Origin of the sequence: Pedococcus dokdonensis, assembly GCF_900104525.1 — a bacterium.
GTDB classification, from domain to species: domain Bacteria; phylum Actinomycetota; class Actinomycetes; order Actinomycetales; family Dermatophilaceae; genus Pedococcus; species Pedococcus dokdonensis.
The window spans coordinates 878,550-895,619 of the sequence record NZ_LT629711.1 but is presented as its reverse complement, the minus strand read 5'-3'; the positions used below and the strand labels follow the sequence as shown (position 1 = coordinate 895,619).

17 protein-coding genes are annotated in these 17,070 nt (G+C 71.5%); 7 read left to right on the top strand and 10 right to left on the bottom strand.

What is annotated here, in order from left to right; translation table 11 throughout:
- Positions 1–5: 5 nt before the first annotated feature.
- Positions 6–431 carry a nuclear transport factor 2 family protein gene (locus BLQ34_RS04335; RefSeq protein WP_157692896.1) on the top strand — a complete coding sequence of 142 codons (426 nt, stop codon included), beginning with the start codon at positions 6–8 and terminating at the stop codon, positions 429–431.
- Here BLQ34_RS04335 and BLQ34_RS04330 read toward each other — a convergent pair.
- Positions 428–1,543: a DNA glycosylase AlkZ-like family protein gene (locus BLQ34_RS04330; protein WP_091789258.1), complete on the bottom strand. Its 1,116-nt coding sequence runs from the start codon at positions 1,541–1,543 to the stop codon at positions 428–430. The two genes, BLQ34_RS04335 and BLQ34_RS04330, sit on opposite strands and share 4 nt — an antisense overlap.
- A gap of 144 nt (positions 1,544–1,687) precedes the next feature.
- On the opposite strand from BLQ34_RS04330, the gene BLQ34_RS04325 reads away from it, so the two are divergent.
- Together BLQ34_RS04325 and BLQ34_RS04320 are read left to right on the top strand one after the other, a co-directional pair.
- Positions 1,688–2,266, top strand: a complete 579-nt coding sequence (locus BLQ34_RS04325; RefSeq protein ID WP_091781975.1) for a dihydrofolate reductase family protein — start codon at positions 1,688–1,690, stop codon at positions 2,264–2,266.
- Positions 2,267–2,399: 133 nt separating this feature from the next.
- The gene (locus BLQ34_RS04320; protein ID WP_091781973.1) at positions 2,400–3,077 is read left to right on the top strand and encodes a dihydrofolate reductase family protein; all 678 of its coding nucleotides are present in this window, start codon (positions 2,400–2,402) and stop codon (positions 3,075–3,077) included.
- A 60-nt stretch (positions 3,078–3,137) separates the two neighbouring features.
- On the opposite strand, the gene BLQ34_RS04315 is transcribed toward BLQ34_RS04320, so the two are convergent.
- From BLQ34_RS04315 to BLQ34_RS04280, 8 genes are all read right to left on the bottom strand, one after another.
- Positions 3,138–3,644, bottom strand: coding sequence for an SRPBCC domain-containing protein (locus BLQ34_RS04315; protein WP_231961439.1), 507 nt, complete (start codon positions 3,642–3,644; stop codon positions 3,138–3,140).
- Between the two features lie 14 nt (positions 3,645–3,658).
- Positions 3,659–3,976: an ArsR/SmtB family transcription factor gene (locus tag BLQ34_RS04310; protein WP_091781967.1), complete on the bottom strand. Its 318-nt coding sequence runs from the start codon at positions 3,974–3,976 to the stop codon at positions 3,659–3,661.
- 68 nt (positions 3,977–4,044) lie between these two features.
- A complete protein-coding gene (locus BLQ34_RS04305; RefSeq protein ID WP_091781964.1) occupies positions 4,045–4,809 on the bottom strand; it encodes a MerR family transcriptional regulator in 765 nt (254 codons plus the stop codon).
- A 31-nt stretch (positions 4,810–4,840) separates the two neighbouring features.
- On the bottom strand, positions 4,841–5,602 hold the full coding sequence (locus BLQ34_RS04300) for an ABC transporter permease (protein WP_091781961.1): 762 nt from the start codon (positions 5,600–5,602) through the stop codon (positions 4,841–4,843).
- Positions 5,602–6,399 (bottom strand): ABC transporter ATP-binding protein, encoded by a 798-nt coding sequence (locus BLQ34_RS04295; protein ID WP_091781958.1) that lies wholly within the window; start codon positions 6,397–6,399, stop codon positions 5,602–5,604. The genes BLQ34_RS04300 and BLQ34_RS04295 overlap by 1 nt, the downstream gene beginning before the upstream one ends.
- A gap of 131 nt (positions 6,400–6,530) precedes the next feature.
- On the bottom strand, positions 6,531–8,792 hold the full coding sequence (locus BLQ34_RS04290) for a xanthine dehydrogenase family protein molybdopterin-binding subunit (protein WP_091781955.1): 2,262 nt from the start codon (positions 8,790–8,792) through the stop codon (positions 6,531–6,533).
- Positions 8,789–9,784, bottom strand: coding sequence for an FAD binding domain-containing protein (locus tag BLQ34_RS04285; RefSeq protein ID WP_091781952.1), 996 nt, complete (start codon positions 9,782–9,784; stop codon positions 8,789–8,791). Before BLQ34_RS04285 ends, BLQ34_RS04290 begins: the two co-directional genes overlap by 4 nt.
- Complete coding sequence (locus BLQ34_RS04280; RefSeq protein WP_091781950.1) at positions 9,781–10,332, bottom strand: 2Fe-2S iron-sulfur cluster-binding protein; 552 nt, start codon at positions 10,330–10,332, stop codon at positions 9,781–9,783. Before BLQ34_RS04280 ends, BLQ34_RS04285 begins: the two co-directional genes overlap by 4 nt.
- A 228-nt stretch (positions 10,333–10,560) precedes the next feature.
- Here BLQ34_RS04280 and BLQ34_RS04275 point away from each other — a divergent pair, with 228 nt between their 5' ends.
- The 4 genes from BLQ34_RS04275 (at position 10,561) to helR (ending at position 16,352) form a co-directional block, all read left to right on the top strand.
- Positions 10,561–12,672: an ATP-binding protein gene (locus tag BLQ34_RS04275; protein WP_172829350.1), complete on the top strand. Its 2,112-nt coding sequence runs from the start codon at positions 10,561–10,563 to the stop codon at positions 12,670–12,672.
- Between the two features lie 69 nt (positions 12,673–12,741).
- Positions 12,742–13,134 carry a DUF1801 domain-containing protein gene (locus BLQ34_RS04270; protein WP_091781944.1) on the top strand — a complete coding sequence of 131 codons (393 nt, stop codon included), beginning with the start codon at positions 12,742–12,744 and terminating at the stop codon, positions 13,132–13,134.
- 102 nt (positions 13,135–13,236) lie between these two features.
- Entirely contained in the window at positions 13,237–13,881 is a 645-nt protein-coding gene (locus tag BLQ34_RS04265) for a hemerythrin domain-containing protein (RefSeq protein ID WP_157692895.1), read from the top strand.
- Positions 13,882–14,171: 290 nt separating this feature from the next.
- Positions 14,172–16,352 (top strand): RNA polymerase recycling motor ATPase HelR, encoded by a 2,181-nt coding sequence (gene helR, locus BLQ34_RS04260; protein WP_091781938.1) that lies wholly within the window; start codon positions 14,172–14,174, stop codon positions 16,350–16,352.
- Positions 16,353–16,418: 66 nt separating this feature from the next.
- On the opposite strand, the gene BLQ34_RS04255 is transcribed toward helR, so the two are convergent.
- Positions 16,419–16,997: an NADPH-dependent F420 reductase gene (locus BLQ34_RS04255; protein WP_091781935.1), complete on the bottom strand. Its 579-nt coding sequence runs from the start codon at positions 16,995–16,997 to the stop codon at positions 16,419–16,421.
- Positions 16,998–17,070 lie beyond the last annotated feature (73 nt).

Genomic DNA, 17,070 nt, shown 5'->3' with positions numbered 1-17,070 from the left:
ACGGGATGATGGAACGCATCACGGCGGCTCAGAACGCCCACGACGCCGCGGCTTTCGCGGAGCTCTTCGCGGTCGGTTACGACAGCTCCCAACCCGCGCATCCCGGACGCGCGTTCCAGGGACGCGAGCAGGTGCTGGCCAACTGGACCGCGGTCTTCGAGGGCGTGCGCGACTTCCACGCGGACCTCGTCGCGTCGGCGAGTGACGAGGCCGAGGGCGGCACCACCGAGTGGGGCGAGGTCGACTGGAGCGGACGCCATACGGACGGCACACCGTTCGCGATGCGCGGCGTCCTCATCGTCACCGTCCGGGACGGGCTGATCGCCCAGGGCCGGCTCTACGTCGAGCCGGTGGACGCCCCCGGCGGGGATGACATCGGCAGCGCGGTCGAGGAGCTCTACCGTCCCCCGGAGCCCGCAGCGGGCGACTAGGAGGTCACCTTCAGCCGGAGGTCACCCAGGACCGGTGCCAGCCGCTGGGCCTCTGCCTCGATCGCCGCGATCGGCCGCCTGCCACCCGCGAGCCAGGTGACGGTGAGCTCGTCGCCCCTGCGCTGCCAGGTGCCGCTCACCACCCCGCCGCGGATGACCGGGTTGGCCTTGCGGGTCATCGCCTCCCGGCGTGCGGGCGGTGTCACGTGAGGGTCCTTGGTGCCCGGACCGAGCACCCACTGGTCGTGCCCCGGCAGGAACCGCACGGCGTCGCTGGGCTCAGCGGCCACCAGCGCGTCGACGTCAGCCCGCACCGCATACGCCGTCGTGCCATCCACGTCCACCGGCACGAGCTGGTCACCCAGCTCTCCCCACCACCGGTCCAGCCGCTTGCGCCCTGCGCTCAGTCCCGACCCCAGCCAGTAGTGCACGTGCTCCGGTGTCGCCGGCCCGTAGGTGCGCAGGTAGGCCCTGATCGCCTCCGGGCCCGCGACGTCGAGGTCCGGGAGACCCTTCCAGCGCGGGTTGGCGTCCAGCCGCTGGAAGGTCGCCCTGCCGTCGCGAGGAGGCCCGAACCCCATGTCGCCCTGCCAGGTGAGCGGCTTGATCAGCGTGCCGGCACCGTCGTCGAAGACAGCCTCCAGGTGGCGGTATGCCGGGTGCCTCGTCAGCGCCGCGCCGAGCTCCGGGAGGGTCAGCGGACCACCGTCCAGCGCCGCGCGCACCGCCGCCCGGAAGGCGGGCCAGTCCTCCGGTCGCAGACGGTAGTGGTCGACCCAGCTGGGCAGCTCCCACTGCCGACCTGCACAGCGCAGGGAGAGGTAGACCCCGGCATCCTCAGGCGCCAGGTAGTGCACCGCGCCGCGGAACGCGAAGACCTTCACCACCGTTCCCGTCGCCAGTGCCCGGGCCAGCTCCCCGGAGCGGGATGTGGTGCGTCGCGTGCGCACCGCCACCTCGGCCAGCCACTCGTCCATCGACGGCACGGCCCCCAGCCGTCGCACCACCCCGGCGACAGACTCCGACCCCACCGGGTCGAGGAGCTGTCGCTGCAGGCGCCAGGCGAGTGCCTGCGCCCAGGAGACCGAGAGCTCGGGCCCTGTCGACGTCATGCCGGCAGCCTCGCACGGGAAGCGGACGAAGGCCTGCCGGTTCGCGCCGCCAGGGCGGCTGTCGGCGGGATGGGCCACGATGAGTTCGGCCGCGGTCGCCGGTCTGCACCGGTGACCCACCACCCACCTCCGACCGGGAGAGCCATGACCGCCACCTACACCTTCGACGTCTTCAGCAGCCTCGACGGCTTCGGTGCCGCAACCGGCGACTGGACCGGCTACTGGGGCAAGCAGGGCCCCGAGCTCCTGGCCCGCCGGCTGGAGACCTACGACCAGGACCTGCACATGGTCTTCGGGGCCACCACCTTCACGGCGTTCATCGAGATGCTCGCCGGCAGCACCGAGGACTCCGACGTCCGCGACCCATGGGTGACCGCGATGGTCAACACACCGGCCACCGTCGTGTCCTCGACCCTCGACGGTCCCCTCGACTGGCCGGACGTGACGATCGCCCGCGAGGACGCGCTCGACGTGGTGGCGCGTCTCAAGGCGGAGTCCGCCGTGCCGTTGCGCTCACACGGCAGCCTCGCGATGAACCGTGCGCTGATGGCCGCCGGCCTGGTCGACTTCGTCCAGGTGACGCTCTTCCCGGTCGTGACCGGTCGCAACGGGGTCGACCCGGTCTTCGCAGGCGCCGAGGACTTCGACCTCGAGCTGGTCGAGCAGCGAACGCTGGACCGCGACATCCAGGAGCTCATCTACCGTCCGACCCTGCATGGATGACGACGCCGTCGCACAGCGCCTGCGAGCCGCGCCCGACGGTGTATCCGGCCAACCCACCCCACCCGCTCGGCTCGAGGCGCGGCCGACCGCCGGCCCCTGTGTCGACCACCACGCCACCACCTGAGGAGCTCCCATGTCACTGACCCGCGTCCACAACCTGTCGATCTCGCTCGACGGCTTCGCCACCGGCGAGCCGCAGTCCCTCGAGGCACCGTTCGGCCACGCCGGCGAGCGGCTGCACACCTGGATGTTCGCGACCCGCTTCTGGGATGCCGAGACCGGGTCGCTCGGAGTCGACAACGCGATCGCCGAACGGCACGGGCCGGGCATCGGTGCCGAGATCATGGGGGCCAACAAGTTCGGGCCGCCCGGTTGGCAGGACGACCCCGACTGGCAGGGATGGTGGGGTCCCAACCCGCCGTTCCACAGCCCGACCTTCGTGCTCACCCACCGGCCGCGCTCCTCGATCGAGATGGAGGGCGGCACCACGTTCCACTTCCTCGACGCGGCACCCGCCGACGCCCTCGAGATCGCCCAGCGCGCAGCCGAGGGCAAGGACGTCCGGATCGGCGGCGGCGCCACGGTGGTCCGTGACTTCGTCGCCGCGGGACTGGTCGACCTCTTGCACCTCGTGCAGGTGCCGATCGTCCTCGGCCGCGGGGTGCGGGTCTGGGACGGGCTCGAGGCCCTCGAGGACGCCTACGACATCGAGGCGGTGTCCACCCCGAGCGGGGTCACCCACCTGACCCTGACGCGCAAGCCCCCGCCTGAGCGCGCGGGCCCCCGCCTGAGCGCGCCGGCCCCCGCCTGAGCGCGCCGGCCCCCCGCCTGGGGCGGGGTGTGCCGCGTGGCTCAGCCACGCGGCACACCCTCAGCTGACGGACCGCTCCTGGTAGTCCGGGGTCAGCGCCTGCCAGCGCTGCTTCCACCTCGGCGCGGGCTCCTCGGCGGACCACCCGTCCGCGTGCACCGGGTTGTCGCTGGTCAAGGACGCCGCGAGGTCCTCGAGGTGCACCTGCCAGCCGGCCCCGTAGAAGTGCATCGCGTCGACCGGGAGCCCCCGCTCCTCGACCACCAACCTGGTGCGGCCGCCCTCCGCGGTGAGCCAGAGCTCGGTCTGCGTCTCGTCCTCCCCGCCAGGCTCGGACGTGACGAGCAGGTGGTGCGGCGCCTCGCAGGCGTCAATCCGCACCGGCCCCGACCAGGTGCTGGTGAAGGTGGCGTGCACCGTGCCACCGAGCACTGGCTCGCCGGTGACGGTGGCCATCCAGCGGGCCAGCCGCTCCGGTGTCGTGCACGCCTCCCAGAGGTCCTGGATGTCGGTGTCGTAGAGGTCCTCGACCCGCACCGCCCCCCTGGTCTCGTCCAGTGCCCGCATGGTTCCCGTGATGTTCACGTCCTGCCTCGCTTTCCACGTGCGATCTCCGTGTGCAGTGCGTCCAGCCTGTTCTGCCAGAGCCGGCGGTAGTCACCAAGCCACTCGTCCACCTCGACGAGGGCCTCCGGCCGCAGGGTGTAGATCCTGCGCTGCGCCTCTTGCCGTGCGGTGACCAGACCGGCCTCCCGCAGCACCCGCAGGTGCCGCGAGACACCGGGCCGGGCGATGGGGAGCGCATCAGCGAGCTCCCCCGCCGTGGCTGGGCGGTCCCGGAGGATGGCCAGCACGGTGCGCCGACTCGGGTCGGCCAACGCCTGCAGCACTGCGTCCATGGCCTCGACTGTACCCAGTTGGTTACGTAACCGCAAGGGTACGAAGGCGCCGGGTGGACCCGGAAACCTCAGTCCGGCGAGGGCAGCCGCTCGATGTTGGTCCAGCCGGTCCAGCCACGCTGCTCCAGACGGGCCAGCATCCGACGAGCGCCCGGGACCGAGGAGATGAAGACACCGTCGAGCAGGTCCGAGAGGTCCTGCGGCAGCTTCTCCTCGTCCCACGCCTCATCGGGCACCTGGGCGAACTGGTCGGCCAGCCGGTCGGCCGCGGCGTCCAGGCGCGGGTCGTCAGCCGGCCACTGGGTGATCTCGTAGAGGTCTCGGTAGAGGTCGCGGACGTTGGGGTCGTCCAGCTGCCGCTCCTTGGTCTCCATGTAGAACGCCATCCGCTCGGGGATCTGCGCGGCCACGAGGATCCAGGCGTCGCGCTCGGCCTGCACCATCTGCTCCGCCACTCCGAGGCTCCGCAGTCGCTCGAGGTAGGCCACCGCCTCGGGTGGCAGGGCCAGACTCTCGCCTGCTGCCAGCTGGGCGATCCGTTCCCGGTGTCGCTGCCGCTCCCGGATCTCGGCCCGCAGGCGGCGGTCGATGTCGTCGACCGCCGCCGCGAAGTCGTCGTCATCGGCGCGCAGCAGCTCCTGCACCCGGGCCAACGGCACCCCGGCGTCCGCGAGCGTGCGGATCTTGACCAGCTCGACCACCGCGGCCGCGTCGTAGCGGCGGTAGCCCGAGTGGTCCCGCTCGGGCTCCGGGAGCAGGCCCTTGGCGTGGTAGTGCCGCACCGCCCGCACCGTCACCCCGGCATACGCGGCCATCTGGCTGATCGTCAGCATGGCCCCATCCTCGCGGGTCACCGTCGTGTCCTCAGGCAACCTTGGCCCGATAGGTGCGCATCGCCAGGCCGTAGGCGACGACCAACAGGGCCAGGCACCAGCCGACCGCTACCCACCCCTCGTTGCCCAGCGGCTGCTCGGCGTAGAGGTCGCGGATGGTGTTGACGATCGAGGTGACCGGCTGGTGCTCGGCGAACCACCGCACCGGGCCGGGCATGCCCTGCGTCGGGACGAACGCCGAGCTGATGAACGGCAGGAAGATCAGCGGGTAGGAGAAGCCGCTCACGCCGTCCACCGACTTGGCGGTCAGCCCGGGGATCACGGCGAGCCAGGTCAGCGCCAGCGTGAAGAGCACCATGATGCCGAGCACCGCCAGCCAGGCGAGCACGCCTGCACCGGAACGGAATCCCATCACCAACGCGACGCCGACGACGAGGACGAGCGAGGTCAGGTTGGCCACCACCGACGTGAGGACATGGCTCCACAGCACGGCTGAGCGACTGATCGGCATCGACTGGAACCGCTCGAAGAGGCCGCCCGAGACGTCGGTGAAGAGCCGGAACGCCGTGTAGGCGATCCCGGACGCGACCGTGATCAGCAGGATGCCCGGGAGCAGGTAGTTGACGTAGTTGTCACTCCCCACGTCGATCGCGCTGCCGAAGACGTAGACGAAGAGCAGCAGCATGGCGATGGGCGTGACCGCCGTGGTGATGATCGTGTCGGGACTGCGCAGGATGTGGCGCAGCGACCGCTTGAGCAGGACCGTCGTGTCGTGGAGCAGGGCGGTGGTCATCAGGCGTCCTTCGTGGCGAGAGTCGGGTTCGGGCTGTCGGACGAGGTCTTCCCGACGATGGCGAGGAAGACGTCCTCCAGGGAGGGTTGCTTCACGACGTACTCGACCTCGGCCGGTGGGAGCAGCTGCTTGAGCTCGGCGAGAGTGCCGTCGGCGATGATCCGTCCCTCGTGCAGCACCGCGATCCGGTCGGCCAGCTGCTCGGCCTCGTCGAGGTACTGCGTCGTCAGCAGCACCGTGGTGCCGCGGCCGGCCAGCTGCCGGACGGTGTCCCAGACCTCGATCCGGGACTGCGGGTCGAGGCCGGTGGTTGGCTCGTCCAGGAAGAGGACCGACGCGTCGCCGACCAGGCTCATCGCGATGTCGAGGCGACGGCGCATGCCGCCGGAGTAGGTCGCCGCTCGGCGCCCGGCGGCCTCGGTGAGGTCGAACCGGGCCAGCAGCTCGTCAGCCAGGGCGCCCGGGTCGGGCACCCGTCGGAGCTCGGCGACGAGCACGAGGTTCTCGCGCCCCGTCAGCACCTCGTCGACGGCCGCGAACTGGCCGGTGAGGCTGATCGAACGACGGACCGCGTCCGGCTCGGTGGCGACGTCGTGGCCGTCGACCGCGGCAGTGCCACCGTCGGCCTTCAGCAGCGTGGCGAGGATCCGCACGGCGGTGGTCTTGCCGGCTCCGTTCGAGCCGAGCAGCGCGTAGACCGAGCCCGCGGGGACGGTCAGGTCGACGCCCTTGAGCACCTGGTGGTCGGCGTAGGACTTGGTGAGCCCGACGACGTGGATGGCTGGTTTCGATGTCATGCCGCAAGGGTGCAACCCTGACGCTGCGTCAAGGTCAAGCCACTTTTCACGACTTCTGGCCACCGGTGCGGGGTGCGCTCCCCGATCCGAGCACGCAGTGCCGTCTGAGTGGCCAGAAGTGCCGGGGAGCCTCAGCTGATGATGCGGTCGAGCGTGATCGGCAGGTCGGTGACCCGGCGACCAGTCGCGTGCCGCACCGCGTTGGCGATGGCGGCTCCGACGCCGACGATGCCCACCTCACCCGCTCCGAGGACGCCTAGCGGCATCGTCGGGTCGGGGTCGTCCAGCGTGTGCACGTCGAGGTGCGGCACATCGGCGTGCACCGGGACGTGGTACTCGGCCAGGCTCGGGTTCATGATCCGGGCCGTCCTGGTGTCGATGAGGGTCTCCTCCCCCATCGCCAGCCCGAGGCCCATCACGATCCCGCCACGCAGCTGGCTGTGCGTGGTCTTCGGGTTGACCACCCGGCCGACGTCGAACACGCTCGTCCACCGGGTCACCCGCAGCTCACCGGTGTCGGCGTCGACCCGCACCTCGCAGAAGTGCGCGCCGGTCGCGGCCTTCATCCACCGCCGGCTGTCCATCACCATCTTCGACAGGAAGCGCACCTGGCCCCAGGTCGCCCTCGGCCCGGCGTCGGCCCCCACCTCGACCGTCAGCGGGCCCTGGCCGGCGCGGGTGAGCACGTCCGCGGGGTCGGAACCATCCGGCATACCCAGCCCCTCGGCCAGCTTGTCGAGGCGCTTGCGCATCGCGCGGCAGGCGCGCTCGATCGACGCGGCGAGGCTGGCGGTCTGACCTGACCCGCCGGCACCCGGTCCGAGCGGCAGCTCGGAGTCGCCGTAGATCGCGGTCACCCGCTCGAGCGGCACCCCGAGGCAGTCGGCGACCAGCTGGCCCACCACGGTCGCGGTGCCCATGCCCATCTCGTGGAAGGCACACGCGAGGGTGGCCCCGCCGCTCGGGTCGACGGTGAGCTGCACGTTGGCCACGAACTCCCACGACGGGTGGATCGCGGCGGCGACACCCCAGCCCACCAGGTCCTTGCCGTCGCGGGTGCCGGTGGCCGGCCGATCGTCCCAGCCGAAGAGGTCGCGTCCCCGTTCCAGGGTCTGGGCGAGCCGGCGGTGCGAGTAGCGGGTGCCGTGCACGGGGCTGCGCTCGCCCGGCTGGTTGCGCAGCCGCAGGTCGACCGGGTCGAGCCCCAGCACGACGGCCAGCTCGTCGACCGCCGACTCGACGGCAAAGCTGCCCTGCGCCTCGCCCGGTGCGCGCATCGCGGTGTTGGGCATCAGGTCGAGCTCGACGATCCGCTGCTCGGCGAGGATCGCGGCCGCGTCGTAGAGGTCGAGGCTGCACGCGACGATCTGGTCGGCCTGACCACCCACCCGACCCTTGCGCGACGTGACCTCGTGGATCAACGCCTCGAGGTGCCCCGACGTGGAGGCGCCGATCGCGACGCGCTGCCGGGTCGGCGTGCGGCCACCGACGGTGCGGTAGACGCCCTCACGGGTGAGCGCCAGCCGCACCGGCCGCTGCGCGAGTTTCGCGGCCATGCAGGCGATGAGGGTCGCCGCCCAGACCTTCGACTTGCCACCGAAGCCTCCCCCGACGAACTTCGCGACCACGTGGACGTCGCCGGCCGGGATCCCGAACCGCTTGGCGAGGAACTTCTGGGTCCAGTCGATGTTCTGGCAGCCCTCGTAGACGGTGAGCTTGTCGCCGTCCCACTCGGCCGTGGTGGCGTGTGGCTCCAGGGCATTGTGGTTGTGCTGCGGGGTGCTGAAGGACAGGTCCACCGTCACCGCCGACCTCGCGTAGGCGGCCCGCGCGTCGCCGCGCTTGCCTCCGGTCGGCGGCATGACGGGCATCGAACGGACCGGGGTGGCGTTGCCGAGCTCGGCGTCGAAGTCGCTGGTCGGGACGATGGTGTCGTAGTCGACCCTCACCAGCGATGCGGCGTACTGCGCGGCTTCCAGCGACTCGGCCACCACCGCCGCCACCGGCTGGCCGTCGACGTGCACCTCGTCGGTGTTGAGGAAGGCGATGGTGCTGCCGGCCGCCATCGTCGACAGGTCCATCGGGTTCATCCGGGTCGGCGGCGGCGTGAGCTTCGGGGCGTTCCGGTGGGTCAGCACGAGGACGACACCGGGGTGCGCCTCAGCCTGCGCAGTGTCGATGGAGCGGATCCGGCCACGGGCGATGGGGGCGTGCACGAGCACGGCGTGGGTGATTCCCGGAATCGGGTACTCGGCCGAGAACCGTGCCGTGCCAGTGGTTTTCGCGAGTCCGTCGACTCTGTCGACGGACCGCCCGATGGCGGGGCCTGGAGCGCCGGTCGGTGTCTCGACCGCTGCACCCGCAGCACCCGTGCGCTCCGGGGCGAGCGTCATGCCGCACCTCCCTTGTCACGCAGCCGTCGCAGCGTCGCGGTGATCGTGCGCACGGCCAGCCCGATCTTGAACTCGGTGTCCGCGCCGGCCACCGCCTGGGCCAGCTCGGCGCGTGCGGCTTGCTCGAACTCCTCGTCCGTGGCCGGTCTCCCGGTCAGCTCCTGTTCGAGGACGGTCGCGCGCCACGGTCGGTGGGCGACGCCCCCGAGAGCGACCCGCACCCGACCGACCGAGCCGTCGGCGACCTCGAGGGCCGCGGCCACCGACACGAGGGCGAAGGCGTAGGACGCGCGGTCACGCACCTTGCGGTAGCGCGACCGCTCCGCGAGAGGGTCGGCCGGCAGGGTCACGGCCGTGATGAGCTCGTCCGGAGCCAGCGTGGTGTCGACGTCAGGCGTCTCACCGGGCAGCCGGTGCAAGTCACCGATGGGTATGGTGCGGCTGCCGTTCCGGCTCGCCACCTCGACCTGCGCGTCGAGCAGGACCAGTGCCACCGCGAGGTCAGAGGGGTGGACCGCGACGCAGTGCTCGCTCGCTCCGAGGATGGCGCCCATCCGGTTGTGCCCGGCCGCGGCGTCGCAACCGCTGCCCGGCTCCCGCTTGTTGCAGGCCGCGGCCCCGTCGTAAAAGTAGAGGCAGCGGGTGCGCTGGAGCAGGTTGCCCCCGACGGTGGCCATGTTGCGGATCTGACCCGACGCTCCCATGACGACCGCCTGGGCCACCACGGGATAACGCTCCCGGACCGCCGGGTGGGCCGCCAGGTCGGTGTTGCGCACTCCCGCGCCGATCCGCAGCCCACCGTCAGGGGTGTCGCCGATCCCGCCCAGGGGCAGCCTCGTCACGTCGACCAGCACGTCGGGCGTCTCGACGCCCTCGCGCATCAGGTCGACCAGGTTGGTCCCACCACCGAGGAACTTCGCCCCGGGGAGGTCGGCGATCGCCGCCAAGGCCTCGTCGACGGTGCCGGGCACGGCATACGCGACCGGCTTCACCGGTGACCACCAGCGGTGTCGGCGCCGTTGCTCGCGTAGGCCGTGATGGCGTCGACGATGCCGTTGTAGGCGCCACAGCGACAGAGGTTGCCGCTCATTCGCTCACGCAGCTCGAGCTCGCTCGGATCGGATTGCGCCGCAACGTGTTCCGAAACCGCGCTCGGAACTCCGGCGTCGAGCTCACGCAGCATGCCCAGCGCCGAGCAGATCTGGCCGGACGTGCAGTAGCCGCACTGGAACCCGTCGGTCCGGATGAACTCGCGTTGCAGCTCGTGTGGCGAGTCCGGGGTGCCCACCCCTTCGATGGTCGTGACCTCCCGACCGTCGAGCTGGGCCACGAGGGTGAGGCACCCGAGCACCCGACGGTCGTCCACGAGCACCGTGCAGACGCCGCAGGCTCCTTGGTTGCAGCCCTTCTTGGTGCCCGTCAGGTCGAGGCGCTCCCGGAGCAGGTCGAGCAGGCTGACCCCCGCGTCGACCTCGACCTCGGTGGCCGCACCGTTGAGCGTGAAGCGGACCTGCGGGGTGGTGCTGGACTGCACGGGCACGGGCGGCTCCCTTCCACTGTTCGGAGACTAGCCCAGCGCCGAAATGTATCGCGCGGCGTGACGCCTCTTCAGCGCCGCCACCAGGCTCGTGTCGGGCGCCACGCCCGATCTCCCCCACCTCGGCACCGTGGCTGCGCAAGAATGAGCCATGCCCACCTGCCCGGTCGACCACACAGCCGCGCCGTGCGTATCGCGGTGCTCGGGTGGGCGCCGGATCGGCGGAGCCCGGTGAGCTCGACTCTCGCGGCGCTGCGCCGCTGGGACGTCGCGGCGGGGCTCGTGCTCGTGGGGGTCTTCGTGCTCGGCGTGACAGCAGTCCGGTTCGCACCACCGGGGTCGTCGGTGGCCGTCTGGTGGCCAGCGGCCGGGTTGTGCGTGGCGTTCCTGCTCGCGACCGGACCGGATGTCCGCCGCGCCGCAATCGTCGTGGTGGGCGTCGTCGTCTCGAGCGGGCTGGCCAACTTCTACGGAGGACGGCCGCCGCTGGCTGCCCTCTGCTTCGGTGTCGCGAACGCCTCCGAGGCCGCCCTCGTGTGGGCCCTGCTCACCAGGGGCAGGAGCAAGCCTCGGCTGGCTTCGCTCGACGACCTGGGCCGGCTTCTGGTCGCCACCCTTGCCGGGGCGCTGCTCTTCGGCCTGCTGGCCGGCCTCACCGTCGACCTGGTGCTGCACCGCACCTTCTTCCCCACGGCATACACGGTCACGGCGTCGCACGCGGCTGCGGTGCTGACGCTCGCGCCGCTCGGTGTGGCGGTGTCGACGAAGGCGACCCAGCCCTGGCGGCTCGAGGACCTGCTCCAGGGGCTGACCGTGCTGGGTGTCACGCTCTGGGTGTTCGCTTCGACGAGCGGGCTGCCGCTCGCGTTCCTCCCGCTGCCCATCCTGGTCTGGGGGGCGATGCGGCTCGACCTGCGGGCGCTGGCCACCCAGCTGGCCGTGCTCGGGGTGATCGTCGTGGTGCTGACGAGTGAGGGCTACGGCCCGTTCGCCATCGCGGGTCGCACCCGGGACATCGCTCCCGAGACGGTCGGGGCGCTCACCCAGGCCTTCCTCGTGACGGCCGCGATCACCGGGCTGGCGCTCGCCGTCGCCTCGACGCAACGCCGGGATGCGGTGGCCGACCTGGCCAGCGAGGCGGCCTTCACGCAGACGGTGCTCAACTCCGCGGCCGCGACCGCGATCATCGGCACCGATGCGGACGGGACGATCACGCTGTTCAACCGCGGGGCCACCAACCTGCTGAGCTACACGCCGGAGGAGGTCATCGGCACGCTCAACTGGGTGCGGCTGCACGAGCCGGCCGAGATCGCCATGCGGGCGACCGAGGTCGGCGTCCCGGCGGGGCCGGAGGTCCTGGTCCACCTGCTCACCGAGGCCGGGCGCAGTGAGACACGCGACTGGACCTGGGTGACCCGCGAGGGCAAACGGCTCGTCGTCGACCTCACGATCAGCCCGATCGTCGACCAGGACGGCACCATCACCGGATACATCGGGGTTGCCGAGGACGTCACCGAGCGCCGGGTCGCGTCCGAGGCCGTCGAGACCGCGCTGGTGCGTGAGCGCCGCGCCGTCGAGGAGCTGACCGCCCTCGACCAGACCAAGACAGACTTCGTGTCGTCGATCAGCCACGAGCTCCGGACGCCACTGGCCAGCGTCCTGGGCTACACCGAGATGCTCGAGGACGGCGCGGTCGGGCCGATGACCGACAAGCAGCTCGACCTGGTGGGCCGGATCGACCGCAACGGGCGGCGCCTGCTCGGCCTCATCGAGGACCTGCTCCTCAACTCCAGGATCGAGTCCGGCCAGCTCAACCTGGCCCGGCGTCCGGTCGACCTGGCGGCCATCGTCGACCATGCGTGGGAGGCCACCGGCCCACTCACGCAGCGTCGCGAGCTGCACCTGCGTCGGGAGGTGGCGGTCCGGCCGGTCACGGTCGACGGCGACGACACCGCCATCGAGCGGGTCGTCCTCAACCTGCTGTCCAACGCCGTGAAGTTCACCCCTGACGGCGGGATCGTCACCCTGAGCCTCGACACGGTCCGCGGGCCCGACAAGATCGAGCGAGCCCGGGTGGTCGTCAGCGACAGTGGCTACGGCATCTCCGCGGACGACCAGGCCCAGGTGTTCCGCCGCTTCTTCCGTGCCACCGATGCCACCGAGCGCGCCGTGCAGGGCACCGGGCTCGGCCTGTCGATCGTCCAGGCGATCGTCGAGGGCCATGACGGCACGATCGAGGTGGAGTCCGAGCTCGGCAGGGGCTCGACGTTCACCGTTCTCTTCCCGCTCGCCGCGACTCCCGCCGCTCCGGCGGTCGCCGCCCCTGGCGCGCGGCGCCGCTGAGCCGGCACCGACGGCACCGACGGGGTCGTTGGGCCGATGAGTCCTGACCAGCAGGCGGGTCAACCTCGCATGCACACCTACGAACGCGACCCGGGGGTCGACGCCTACCTCGCCGCGCTGCCCGAGTGGCAGCGCACGCTCTGCCAGCGGTTGCGTGACCTGGTGCACGCCGCAGACCCCGAGGTGCAGGAGGTGGTGAAGCGGCGGGTGCAGCCGTACTTCGTGCTCCACGGCAACGTCTGCGCGCTGCTGGCCACGAAGGACCACGTCAACCTGTTCGTCTACGACGGCGGGATCGTGCCCGACCCGCACGGGCTGGTGAACGCCGGCCACGACAACACGACGGCGCGCACGATCGCGTTCTGGGAGGGCGACCCGGTCGACGAGCCCGCCCTGCTGGAGTTCCTGCGCCACCTCATCGCCGACAACCGCGCGGGCGGGTGGCGCAAGCTCAAGGGCTGACCGGCGCCAGCCGTTCTCGTCCGGTTTGTGGTCGGTCCAGGGGCCGAGGTCCTTCGGGAAATGCCGGTTCCCCTCGGGGCGCCACGGTCCTACAGTTCGCGGATGGGCGAGATGAGCATGAACAAGGCCATCCACGGCGCGTTCCGACGGGACCTCGACCGGTTCATCGAGGCGCTGGCGGTCTCCCCCGCCGGGGACCGCGCCCGCGCCCGGCAGCTCACGACGGCGTGGGCCAACTTCGACGACCAGCTGACCCACCACCACGAGGGGGAGCACGAGATCGCCTGGCCGGCCCTTTTGTCCGTGGGGGTGAGCGCTCAGCTGCTCGAGGCCATGGACGCCGAGCACGACACCATGGCCGCGGCGCTCAGCGAGACCCGCGCGGCCATGTCCGCGTTGTCCGGCGACCCGTCCGCCGAGCAGGCTGCCACCGCCAGGTCGTGCTTCGAGCAGCTCCGCACGGTGACGGTCCAGCACCTCGACCACGAGGAGGCCGAGCTCGAGCCCGTCTACCAGGCCAAGCGCGACACCCCGGAGATCAAGGCGATGGGCCGTGCCTTCGGCAAGACCGGTATGGCGCGTGGCGGCCGCTTCTTCGCGTGGGTGCTCGATGGCGCGTCACCAGCAGAGCGGGCCGCCGTCACGTCGGAGGTGCCCGGCCCGGTCCTGGCCATCATCGGAGGCATCTTCGGTCGGGGCTACCGCAAGGACGTTGCGCCGGTCTGGGCCGGCTCGGCTCGCCGCTAGGCCGGATCGGCTCCGCCAGGCGGGATCGGCTCCGCCAGGCGGGATCGGCTCCGCCAGGCGGGATCGGCTCGCCGCCAGGCGGGATCGGCTCGCCGCCAGGCAAGATCGGCTCGCCGCTAGGCCGGCTCGGCTCGCCGCCAGGGCCAGCGGCCCGACTCGGGCACGAAAGTGGAGGGAACGAATTCCCTCCACTACCAACGTATAGCGCACTGGGGGCCTTGCGGCAAGGCCCCGGTGGTGCCGCACACTCGTCGTTCGTGACTGGATCGAACGACAGGGGGAACACCACGATGCAGCGTGCTGCCACGACTGCAGGAACGGCAGACCAGCTCGACCGGGCGAGCGCCTTCGACCTCCCGGAGCACTTGGCCGCCAAGGCCGACCCGGACCTCATCGGGGACGACGTCGAGCACTTCGCCGCCATCGGAGCGGCTCTCGAGCAGACCATCGCCGAGCTCGAGGCCCGCCTCGACGCCCAGCGGACGGCACCGGCCAGAGCCGGCCAGGAGGTGCTGGAACGCGACCTGGAGGTGCACCGGCTCACCGCCCGGCTGCGCGCCCTGCGACGCTTCGGGCTCGACCTGTGCCTCGGCCACATGGTCCCCGCTGACGGCACCGAGCCGGTGTACGTCGGGCGGCTCGGTTTGACTGACCCGGCCGGCCGCCAGCTCCTCGTCGACTGGCGCTCCCCTGCTGCCGCGCCCTTCTTCGCGGCGACCCACGCGCACCCGACGGGGCTCACGATGCGGCGTCGGTACCGCTGGACCCGCGGACGGGTCACGGACTACTGGGACGAGGTCTTCACCGAGGAGGGCTTCACCGGTCATGCCGCTGCCCTCGACGACCAGTCGGCGTTCATCGCGAGCCTGGGGAGCACCCGGTCGCCGCGGATGCGTGACGTCCTGGGCACCATCCAGGCCGACCAGGACGCGATCATCCGAGCCGGTTCCCGCGGTGCGCTCGTCGTCGACGGCGGGCCTGGCACCGGCAAGACGGTCGTCGCCCTGCACCGCGCCGCCTACCTCATCCACGCCGACCCGCGCCTCGGCCACCGTCGGGGCGGCGTCCTCTTCGTCGGTCCGCACCAGCCCTACCTCGCCTACGTCTCGGACGTGCTGCCCAGCCTGGGTGAGGAGGGCGTCCAGACCTGCACGGTGGGCGACCTGGTGCCGGAAGGCAGCTCGGCCGGCGAGGAGCCCGACCGGCGGGTCGCGCGGCTCAAGTCGACGGTGGACATGGTCCGGGCGATCGACACGGCGGTCCGCTTCTACGAGGATCCGCCGACCAGGAGCATGACCGTCACGACGCCATGGGACGACGTGCGGCTGACCCCGGACGACTGGGCAGCGGCGTTCGACGCACCCGATCCGGGCACGCCACACAACGAGGCCCGCGAGCACATCTGGGAGGAGCTCCTCACCATCCTGGTCGACCTGCACGACGACGAGGTCCCCGCTGAACAGCTGCGCCGGGCGCTCCAGCAGGACCGCGAGCTCCAGGACGTCCTCAACCGGGGCTGGCCGATGATCGAGGCCACCGACCTCGTCGGCGACCTCTGGTCCGTGCCGGCCTTCCTGCGGATGTGCGCCCCGTGGCTGGAGCCCGACGACGTGCGCGCCCTGCAGCGCGAGGACCCGCATGCGTGGACCACCGCCGACCTGCCGTTGCTCGACGCGGCCCGGCACCGGCTCGGCGACCCCGAGGCAGCTCGGCGCCGCCGCCGGCACGACGCCGCCGTTGCCGCCGAACGCGAACAGGTGGCCCAGGTGGTCGAGCACCTGATCGCCACCGACGACTCCGAGATGAAGGTCATGTCGATGCTCAGGGGCCAGGACCTCAAGGACCGCTGGGTCGACGAGGACGCCCTGCGGTCCGACGACCGCGACCTGCTCGCGGGGCCGTTCGCGCACGTCATCGTCGACGAGGCGCAGGAGCTCACCGATGCCCAGTGGCAGATGCTCCTGGCCCGCTGCCCGTCGCGCAGCTTCACCGTCGTCGGTGACCGGGCGCAGGCGCGGCACGGGTTCGCCGAGTCGTGGCAGGACCGGCTGGCGCGGGTCGGCATCGAACGCAACACGCTGGCGTCACTGACGGTGAACTACCGCACTCCCGAGGAGGTGATGGCCGAGGCGGAGCCGGTGATCCGCGCTGCCCTGCCCGACGCCAACGTGCCGACCTCGATCCGCAGCACCGGCCTCCCCGTGGTGCACGGGCAGGTGGCCGACCTCCCGTCGGTGCTCGATGCCTGGGTGGTGGACCACCCCGAGGGCACCGCCTGCGTCATCGGCGACCGGTCCTTCGTCGCCCGCGACCGGGTGCGCTCGCTCACGCCGGAGCTCTGCAAGGGTCTCGAGTTCGACCTCGTGGTCCTGGTCGAGCCCGACGCCTTCGGTGGAGGTGTCGAGGGCGCCGTGGACCGCTACGTCTCGATGACCCGGGCCACCCACCAGCTCGTGGTGCTCACCGGCTGAGGCTCAAGACGCAGGTATGCCGTGCCGCCCCTGATGCGGGGCGGCACGGCATACCCAGGAGTGCGGTCAGGCGGCGACGACGCCGAAGCCGCCCGTCCAGGACACCTTCTCGCCCGCCGCGAGGGTGATCTGCAGGAAACCGATGGACTCGACCTCACGGGCCCGCGCCAGCGAACCGGCATCGATCGCCTCGAGGCCACCGGAGGTGACCACGCCGGCGAGGTCGCGCTTCGCGTCCACGTCGTCGCCCGCGATGAGGACGGTGGTGTCGAGGTCACCGACCTTGCCCGCGGCGAGGGTGCCGGCGAAGTTGGTGTTGAACGCCTTGAGCACCCGTGACTGCGGAAGGGCCGCCGCGATCTCGGCCGTCGCCGAGCCGTCTGCGGCGACGGTCAGGGAGTCGAATGTCTCGAAGTTGAGCGGGTTGGTGATGTCGACGACGACCTTGCCGGCCAGGCTCTCGCCACGCTCGGCGATGACGGCGCTGACTGCCGGGTAGGGAACGGCCAGCACGACGATGTCGCCGGTGACCGTCGTGGCCGCGTCGGACTGGCCGAGGAGCTGGACGGTGTGTCCGCCGCGACCGGCGACGGCCGCGATGGCCTGTCCCATGTTGCCGGTGCCGATGATGGAGAGGTGTGCCATGTGGTGCTCCTTGGTTCTGGCGACGGGTGTCGCGCTCGGAATCCTGCATTAGTTGTTGCTACAAGTAACACCA

Bases quoted from the DNA above. Each gene is read 5' to 3' on its own strand.
- BLQ34_RS04330 (WP_091789258.1), bottom strand. From the start codon at position 1,543: ATGACGTCGACAGGGCCCGAGCTCTCGGTCTCCTGGGCGCAGGCACTC.
- BLQ34_RS04255 (WP_091781935.1), bottom strand. From the start codon at position 16,997: ATGGCACACCTCTCCATCATCGGCACCGGCAACATGGGACAGGCCATC.
- BLQ34_RS04315 (WP_231961439.1), bottom strand. From the start codon at position 3,644: ATGCGGGCACTGGACGAGACCAGGGGGGCGGTGCGGGTCGAGGACCTC.
- BLQ34_RS04290 (WP_091781955.1), bottom strand. From the start codon at position 8,792: ATGACGCTCGCCCCGGAGCGCACGGGTGCTGCGGGTGCAGCGGTCGAG.
- BLQ34_RS04270 (WP_091781944.1), top strand. From the start codon at position 12,742: ATGCACACCTACGAACGCGACCCGGGGGTCGACGCCTACCTCGCCGCG.
- BLQ34_RS04325 (WP_091781975.1), top strand. From the start codon at position 1,688: ATGACCGCCACCTACACCTTCGACGTCTTCAGCAGCCTCGACGGCTTC.
- BLQ34_RS04310 (WP_091781967.1), bottom strand. From the start codon at position 3,976: ATGGACGCAGTGCTGCAGGCGTTGGCCGACCCGAGTCGGCGCACCGTG.
- BLQ34_RS04335 (WP_157692896.1), top strand. From the start codon at position 6: ATGATGGAACGCATCACGGCGGCTCAGAACGCCCACGACGCCGCGGCT.
- BLQ34_RS04300 (WP_091781961.1), bottom strand. From the start codon at position 5,602: ATGACCACCGCCCTGCTCCACGACACGACGGTCCTGCTCAAGCGGTCG.
- BLQ34_RS04265 (WP_157692895.1), top strand. From the start codon at position 13,237: ATGGGCGAGATGAGCATGAACAAGGCCATCCACGGCGCGTTCCGACGG.
- helR (WP_091781938.1), top strand. From the start codon at position 14,172: ATGCAGCGTGCTGCCACGACTGCAGGAACGGCAGACCAGCTCGACCGG.
- BLQ34_RS04320 (WP_091781973.1), top strand. From the start codon at position 2,400: ATGTCACTGACCCGCGTCCACAACCTGTCGATCTCGCTCGACGGCTTC.
- BLQ34_RS04305 (WP_091781964.1), bottom strand. From the start codon at position 4,809: ATGCTGACGATCAGCCAGATGGCCGCGTATGCCGGGGTGACGGTGCGG.
- BLQ34_RS04295 (WP_091781958.1), bottom strand. From the start codon at position 6,399: ATGACATCGAAACCAGCCATCCACGTCGTCGGGCTCACCAAGTCCTAC.